Annotated in this window: 10 protein-coding genes; all 10 read left to right on the forward strand. The window is 69.2% G+C overall.

The annotated features are described in order from the left end of the window. The coding region (locus tag GGR13_RS16460) for an STAS domain-containing protein (protein WP_343060474.1) at window positions 1–305 on the forward strand (305 nt) is incomplete at its 5' end. After that, entirely contained in the window at window positions 302–667 is a 366-nt protein-coding gene (locus tag GGR13_RS16465) for a response regulator (protein ID WP_183214700.1), read from the forward strand. The genes GGR13_RS16460 and GGR13_RS16465, both read left to right, overlap by 4 nt. Window positions 668–670: 3 nt before the next feature. Then, entirely contained in the window at window positions 671–3,016 is a 2,346-nt protein-coding gene (locus GGR13_RS16470) for a chemotaxis protein CheA (RefSeq protein ID WP_183214701.1), read from the forward strand. Between the two features lie 2 nt (window positions 3,017–3,018). Further along, window positions 3,019–3,480 (forward strand): chemotaxis protein CheW, encoded by a 462-nt coding sequence (locus GGR13_RS16475; RefSeq protein WP_183214708.1) that lies wholly within the window; start codon window positions 3,019–3,021, stop codon window positions 3,478–3,480. Continuing rightward, window positions 3,477–4,343 carry a CheR family methyltransferase gene (locus tag GGR13_RS16480; RefSeq protein ID WP_183214702.1) on the forward strand — a complete coding sequence of 289 codons (867 nt, stop codon included), beginning with the start codon at window positions 3,477–3,479 and terminating at the stop codon, window positions 4,341–4,343. The genes GGR13_RS16475 and GGR13_RS16480 overlap by 4 nt, the downstream gene beginning before the upstream one ends. After that, window positions 4,340–5,383: a protein-glutamate methylesterase/protein-glutamine glutaminase gene (locus GGR13_RS16485; protein WP_183214703.1), complete on the forward strand. Its 1,044-nt coding sequence runs from the start codon at window positions 4,340–4,342 to the stop codon at window positions 5,381–5,383. Before GGR13_RS16480 ends, GGR13_RS16485 begins: the two co-directional genes overlap by 4 nt. A gap of 10 nt (window positions 5,384–5,393) precedes the next feature. After that, complete coding sequence (locus tag GGR13_RS16490; protein ID WP_183214704.1) at window positions 5,394–5,783, forward strand: response regulator; 390 nt, start codon at window positions 5,394–5,396, stop codon at window positions 5,781–5,783. Then, complete coding sequence (locus GGR13_RS16495) at window positions 5,780–6,331, forward strand: chemotaxis protein CheD (RefSeq protein ID WP_183214705.1); 552 nt, start codon at window positions 5,780–5,782, stop codon at window positions 6,329–6,331. Before GGR13_RS16490 ends, GGR13_RS16495 begins: the two co-directional genes overlap by 4 nt. Beyond that, entirely contained in the window at window positions 6,331–6,684 is a 354-nt protein-coding gene (locus GGR13_RS16500; protein WP_183214706.1) for a hypothetical protein, read from the forward strand. The genes GGR13_RS16495 and GGR13_RS16500 overlap by 1 nt, the downstream gene beginning before the upstream one ends. A 5-nt stretch (window positions 6,685–6,689) precedes the next feature. Continuing rightward, a partial coding sequence (locus GGR13_RS16505) for a response regulator (protein ID WP_183214707.1) occupies window positions 6,690–6,947 on the forward strand: 258 nt, incomplete at its 3' end.

A 6,947-nucleotide genomic window follows, 5' to 3' on the forward strand; every position in this document is an offset into this window, starting at 1 on the left:
GCGACGGCGATTGGGGAGGGTTGCTGATGTCGGTTGAGTTGAGGCTGGGATCGGTGCTGGACATTCATGCGGCGGAGCCGTTGCGGGTTCAGTTGCTGGCGTTGCGGGGGCAGTCGGTGGTGGTGGATGGTTCGGGCGTGGAGCGTCTTGGGGGTCTGTGTCTGCAGGTTCTGATGTCGGCGCAGAAGACCTGGGCGAGTGACGGGCACAGTCTCGTGATCGAGGGTGTGTCGCGCGATTTTGCGGATCAATGGAATGCATTCGGAGCTGCCGGTCTGGCGCATCCGCAGGGAGAGGCCGCGTGACCAAGACGGTTCTGACGATCGATGATTCGCGCACCATGCGCGACATGCTGATGCTGGCGCTGGTGGAGGCGGGCTACCGCGTGATCCAGGCGGTGGACGGCGTGGACGGGCTCGAGACGCTGAGTGCGGAAGGGGCCGATGTGGTGATCACCGACATCAACATGCCGCGACTGGACGGGTTCGGCTTCATCGAGGGGATGCGGTCGGATCCGGCGAACCGGTCGATCCCGGTTCTGGTGCTGAGCACCGAGAGCGATGCGGCCAAGAAGCAGCGGGCGCGTGATGCGGGAGCGACGGGCTGGATCGTCAAGCCGTTCGACCCGGTCAAGCTGGTCGAGGCCGTGCGACGGGTGGCAGCCTGATCCATGACCGACGCCGTCGATCCGTTCGAAGCCATCAAGGTCGTCTTCTTCCAGGAGTGCGACGAACTGCTGGGTGACCTGGAAGCGGGTCTGCTGGCGATCGAGGGGGGCGATACCGACCTCGAGACGGTCAATGCCGTGTTCCGGGCTGTGCATTCGGTCAAGGGCGGGGCGGGGGCGTTCGGTCTCGAGGACCTGGTGCGTTTTGCCCATGTGTTCGAGACGCTGCTGGACGAGGTCCGGGCGGGTCGCAAGACGTGCGACGACACGATGGTCAAGACGCTGCTGCGGGCCTCGGACGTGCTGTCGGACCATATTGCAGCGGCGCGGGGCCAGGCTGATCCGGTCGACGAGGCGCGCTCGGCCGGGCTGGTGGCCGAGCTCGAGGCGCTGACGCGGGGCGATGTCTATGTGGCCCCGGCTGCGCCTGCGCCGATGATGGATGGTCCGGTGATGGCGGCGCTGCCGGTCGATGGCCTGCCGGCCATGGACGAGGCCAATGACGGTAACGCTAACGCGGTGGCGGCCGAGGTTCCGTTCGAGCCCGTGCCGATGATGCCGGGCCTGCCCGAGGCCGACGAGTTCGGCTTCCGGCCGGTGGCCTTCGACCTGAAGGCGCTGGATACCTTGCCGCCACCGGCGGTGGCCAGTGGCTGGCGGGTGGTGTTCCGTCCCAAGGGCCGGATGTATGCCCATGCCAACGAGGCCGGGCTGATGCTGCGCGAGCTGGGCCGGCTGGGCCAGGCGACGGTGACGCTGGATGCGTCCGAACTGCCGGACCTCGAGGCGATGTCGGCCGAGGAGGGCTATCTGGCCTGGACGGTGGACATCGTGGGGGCGTCCGAGAGCGACGTGCGCGATGTGTTCGACTTCGTCGGCAGCGACTGCGACACCACCTTCACGGCCCTGGCCGATGTGGCGGCCTCGGCCGAGGCGGCCCCGGCGTTCGATATCGCGGCCCTGCTGGCGCGGGCCCAGGCCGAGGTGGCCGCGCCCATGACGCTGGAGCCGATCGTGTCCATGGCGGTGGCCCCGTCGGCGGCGGGCGCAGCCCCGGCCGCGACGACCGCCACCCCGCGCCCGGCGGCGGCTCCGGCAACCCCTTCGGCCAGCCTGTCGGCCAGCCCGTCGGTGACGGCGGCCAGCGCGGCCCCGACCATCCGGGTGGATCTGGACCGGGTCGACCGGCTGATCAATGTGGTGGGCGAACTGGTGATCCAGCAGGCCATGCTGGCCCAGCGCGTGGTCGAGAGCGGCCTGGCGCGGTCGTCGGGCATCTCGGTCGGGCTGGAGGACCTGGAGCTGCTGACGCGCGAGATCCAGGACAGCGTCATGGCCATCCGCGCCCAGCCGGTGAAGTCGGTGTTCCAGCGCATGCCGCGCCTGGTGCGCGAAGTGGCCGAGATGACCGGCAAGCGGGTGCGCCTGGTGACGGCGGGCGAGGATACCGAGGTCGACAAGACCGTGGTCGAACGGCTGGCCGAACCGATCACCCACATGCTGCGCAATGCCATCGACCACGGGCTGGAAGGCCCCGACGACCGGGTGGCGGCAGGCAAGCCGGCCGAGGGCACGGTGCGTCTGGCGGCCCTGCACCGGTCCGGACGGATCGTGATCGAGATCAGCGACGACGGACGCGGCATCAACCGCGAGCGGGTGCGCGGCATCGCGGTGTCCAGGGGTCTGATCGCCGAGGACGCCAGCCTGTCGGACGAGGAGGTGGACAACCTGATCTTCCTGCCCGGCTTCTCGACGGCGGACACGGTGTCGGACATCTCGGGACGCGGGGTGGGGATGGATGTGGTGCGCCGCTCGATCCAGGCCCTGGGCGGGCGGATCACCATCGCCTCGGTCCCCGGCAAGGGGTCGGTGTTCACCCTCAGCCTGCCGCTGACGCTGGCGGTGATGGACGGAATGGTGGTCAGTGCCGCCGAACAGACCCTGGTGGCCCCGCTGACGGCGATCGTCGAGAGCCTGCTGCCGCGGGCGGCGGACGTGCACTATGTCGGGGGCCATGATGCGGTGATCACCTTCCGCGAGAAATTCGTGCCGCTGATCGACGTGGCCCAGGTGATGGGCTTCCGCGCCGATCCGGTACCGCCCTCGACCGGGGTGGCGGTGATCGTGGAGACCGAGGCCGGGGTCCGGGCAGCGCTGCTGTTCGACGCCATCCAGGGCCAGCGTCAGGTCGTCATCAAGAGCCTTGAGACCAACTACCAGCAGGTGCCCGGCATTGCGGCGGCCACCATCCTGGGCGACGGCCGGGTGGCCCTGATCCTGGATGTGGATGCCCTGGTCACCAATGCCCGGCGCAAGCCCGCCCGCGCCGACCTGAAGATGGCCAGCTGATGATGACCGAGGTCCTGTCCTCTTCCACGATCCGGGAGCTGATTGCGTTCCGCATCGGCGAGCAGGAGTTCTGCATCGACATCATGTCGGTGCGCGAGATCCGCGGCTGGACGCCGGCGACGCCGCTGCCCCGCTCGCCCGCCTACATGAAGGGGGTGATCAACCTGCGCGGAGCCGTGCTGCCGATCGTCGACCTGGCGGGCCGGTTCGGCCTGCCATCGACCGAACCGACGGCGCGCCATGTGATCATGGTGGCCCATGTGGGCGGCCGGCTGGTGGGTCTGCTGGTGGATGCGGTGTCCGACATCATCCAGATGGACGGATCGACCCTGCAGCCGACGCCGGACATGGCGAGCGACCAGGTCAAGGCCTTCGTCAAGGGCCTGTTCGCGCTGGAGGGGCGGATGATCAGCCTGGTCGAACTGGGCTGGATCATCCCCGATGTGGAGGCCCAGGCCGCATGACTGTTGCCACCCGGGCTGCCCTGGTCGAGGGCGAGTTCATCTTCACGGCCGAGGATTTTCGCGAGATCGCGCGCATCCTGCACAGCCATTCCGGCATCGCGCTGAACCAGGGCAAGGCTGCGCTGGTCTATTCGCGGCTGGCCAAGCGGCTGCGGAGCCTGGGGCTGCGCAGCTTCCGGGACTATTGCGCCCTGATCGAGAGCGCCGACGGGGTGGACGAGCGCCAGGCCATGATGGCGGCCCTGACCACCAATGTGACGCGCTTCTATCGCGAGCCGCACCATTTTGATCACCTGCGCGACCAGGTCATGCCGGAGCTGGCGGCGCGGGCGCGGCGCGGCGAGAGCGTGCGGCTGTGGTCGGCGGCCTGTTCGAACGGGCAGGAGCCCTATTCGATGGCCATGACGGTGCTGCAGGTCCTGCCCGAGGCCAACGACCTGGATGTGCGCATCCTGGCCAGCGACATCGACCCCAACATGATCGCCGCCGGGATCGAGGGGGTGTATTCCGACGAGGCGCTGGAGCCGGCCCCGCCGGTGCTGCGCACGCGGTTCTTCGACAAGGCCCCCGACGCCGGTCCGGGCATGCTGCGGGCCAGCCAGGCGCTGCGCGACCTGGTGGCCTTCCGCGAGCTGAACCTGATCGGCAACTGGCCGATGAAGGGCCGGTTCGACGTGATCTTCTGCCGCAATGTGGTGATCTATTTTGACGATCCGACCCAGGAGCGGGTGTGGAGCCGGTTCACCCCGATGATGAAGCCGGGGGCGACCCTGTACATCGGCCATTCGGAACGGGTCAGCGGCCCGGCAGCGGCGCAGCTGACCACCAGCGGCCTGACCACCTACCGTCTGGGGGGCGCATGACCATCCGCGTCCTCGTCGTCGATGATTCCGCCACCATGCGCGGCCTGATCACGGCGGCCCTGAACCGCGACCCGGAGATCGAGGTCATCGGCACCGCCGCCGATCCGATCGAGGCCCGCGAGGCGATCAAGCGGCTGAACCCCGATGTGCTGACGCTGGACATCGAGATGCCCAACATGAACGGGCTGGAGTTCCTCGAGAAGATCATGCGGCTGCGGCCCATGCCGGTCGTCATGGTCTCGACCCTGACCCAGGCGGGCGCCGAGGTGACGCTGGCGGCGCTGGAGATGGGGGCGGTCGATGCGGTGGGCAAACCCTCGGCCCATATCACCGCCGCCGAGGCCTTTGCCGAACTGACGCTGAAGGTGAAGGCCGCGGCCGGATCGACGGTGCGGGCCCGCCAGCCGGCCGCGCCGGCGCCGGCCCCCCACGACAACTACCGCGCCGCCGAAGGCCATGTGCTGGCGATCGGGGCTTCCACCGGTGGGGTCGAGGCCCTGCTGACCATCCTGTCGGCCTTCCCGGCGACCTGTCCGGCCACGGTCGTGACCCAGCACATGCCCGCCACCTTCACCGGCAGTTTTGCGGCCCGCCTGGACCGGTCCTCCGGGGCCACGGTGCGCGAGGCCACCGAAGGGGCCCCGCTGCTGCCGGGCCATATCTATATCGCACCGGGCGGGGAGACCCATCTGGAGGTCGCGGGCATCACGCCGCGCTGCCGGCTGGTCCGCAGCGAGACCGTCAGCGGCCACCGGCCGTCGGTGGATGTGCTGTTCGGATCGGTGGCGCGGCTGAAGAAGCCGATGACCGGGGTGATCCTGACGGGCATGGGCCGCGACGGAGCCTCGGGCCTGCTGGAGATGCGCCAGGCCGGGGCCCGGACCCTGGGCCAGGATCCGGGCTCGTGCGTTGTCTACGGCATGCCCCGCGTCGCCTTCGAGATCGGGGCGGTGGAGCGGCAGTTGCCGCTGTCGCGCCTGTCCGGTGCCATTCTCGACCTGTGTTCGGCGCACCCCCGCCACGCCACAAGCCCTGCCTGAGGACCGATCGATGCCTGCCGCCTCCGCCATCCGCACCCTCATCGTCGACGACCAGGCGTCGATGCGGGCCCTGATCCGTACCAGCCTGCAGGCCATCGGCTGCCGCGAGTTCCGCGAGGCGGCCGACGGCGAGGCGGGGTTGCGCGAGGCCATCACCAGCCCGGTGCATCTGATCATCTCGGACTTCAACATGCCCAATCTGGACGGGCTGGGGCTGCTGCGGGCCGTGCGGGCCCATCCGCCGACGGCGGGCACGGCCTTCATCATGCTGACCGGCCGGGCCGATCGCGAACTGGTCGCGCGGGCGGTGCAGTTCGGGGTCAACAACTATCTGGTCAAGCCCTTCACCGTCGCCCAGCTGAAAGAGAAGCTGGAAGGCGTCTTCGGGCCGCTGACATGAGCGATCACCCCGTCGAATACCATGCGGGCAAAAAGATCCACGTCGGTCAGGGCGAGCACCACATCACGGCCGATCCCGACGTCATGCTGACCACCATCCTGGGCAGCTGCGTGGCCCTGTGCCTGCGCGATCCGCGCACCGGCATCGGCGGCATGAACCACTTCCTGCTGCCCGAGGGGGCGGGGGCGGGGACTGATGCGGGGCGTCGCTACGGGGCCTATGCGATGGAACTGCTGATCAACGACTGCCTCAAGATGGGGGCCCGGCGCGACCGGCTGGAGGCCAAGCTGTTCGGGGGCGGGCGGATGTTCGACAGCCTGCGCGACGTCGGAGCCTCCAATGCCGACTTCGCCGAGAAATTCATGCGCGACGAGGGCATCGCCGTGGTCGGCGGCAGCCTGCGCGGCTCGGGCGGTCGACGCGTCCAGTACTGGCCCGCCACCGGCCGCGCCCTGCAGAGGGCCGTGACCGACACCCAGATCCCCGCCCCCGCACCGATCGTGCGCCCCCGTATCGCGGTCGACGCCGGCGCGCTGGAGCTGTTCTGATGATGAGCCATCACCAGGCCCTGCTGCTGCTCGGTGCCCTGTCCGAGGAGTTCGACACCCTCGCCGACGGGATCGAGACCCTGGCCGGCCTGGTCGCCGAGACCGTGCGCGACGCCGACGACACCACCCGGCCCCTGGCCATGCAGCAGGCCCAGGCCATCGACGAGATGACCCAGCGCTGCCGCGCCCTGTGCGACCTCACCGATACCCTGTCGCGCGAGGACCCCCTCAACGACGCGCTCAAGGCCATCCCCCTGTCGGCCCTCGCCGACCGGCTCAGCCTGGCCCTGCGCCTCACCCGATCCCCCACCGTCGCCCGACCCGACACCGGCGACCTCATGCTGTTCGACTGAACCCCATGGCCACCGCATCGCGCCCCTCGGACCGCGTCAACCTCGAGCACATCACCGTGCTCCTGATCGACGACAACCCCCAGGCCCTCGATATCCTCGCCTCCGTCGTCCAGGGCTTCGGCGTGCGCGAACAGATGCGATCCACCTCCGCTCTCGAAGCCACACACATCCTCAAGCGCAAACCCGTCGACCTCATCCTCGTCGACTGCGCCATGCCCGAAATGGACGGTTACGACTTCGTCAAATGGCTCAGACGCGAGATG

Source organism: Brevundimonas variabilis (assembly GCF_014199945.1).
Taxonomy (GTDB): domain Bacteria; phylum Pseudomonadota; class Alphaproteobacteria; order Caulobacterales; family Caulobacteraceae; genus Brevundimonas; species Brevundimonas variabilis.

What these genes read in the sequence shown, in the direction of transcription:
- GGR13_RS16470 (WP_183214701.1), top strand. Translation starts at nt 671, where the DNA reads ATGACCGACGCCGTCGATCCGTTCGAAGCCATCAAGGTCGTCTTCTTC.
- GGR13_RS16475 (WP_183214708.1), top strand. Translation starts at nt 3,019, where the DNA reads ATGACCGAGGTCCTGTCCTCTTCCACGATCCGGGAGCTGATTGCGTTC.
- GGR13_RS16480 (WP_183214702.1), top strand. Translation starts at nt 3,477, where the DNA reads ATGACTGTTGCCACCCGGGCTGCCCTGGTCGAGGGCGAGTTCATCTTC.
- GGR13_RS16485 (WP_183214703.1), top strand. Translation starts at nt 4,340, where the DNA reads ATGACCATCCGCGTCCTCGTCGTCGATGATTCCGCCACCATGCGCGGC.
- GGR13_RS16490 (WP_183214704.1), top strand. Translation starts at nt 5,394, where the DNA reads ATGCCTGCCGCCTCCGCCATCCGCACCCTCATCGTCGACGACCAGGCG.
- GGR13_RS16495 (WP_183214705.1), top strand. Translation starts at nt 5,780, where the DNA reads ATGAGCGATCACCCCGTCGAATACCATGCGGGCAAAAAGATCCACGTC.
- GGR13_RS16500 (WP_183214706.1), top strand. Translation starts at nt 6,331, where the DNA reads ATGATGAGCCATCACCAGGCCCTGCTGCTGCTCGGTGCCCTGTCCGAG.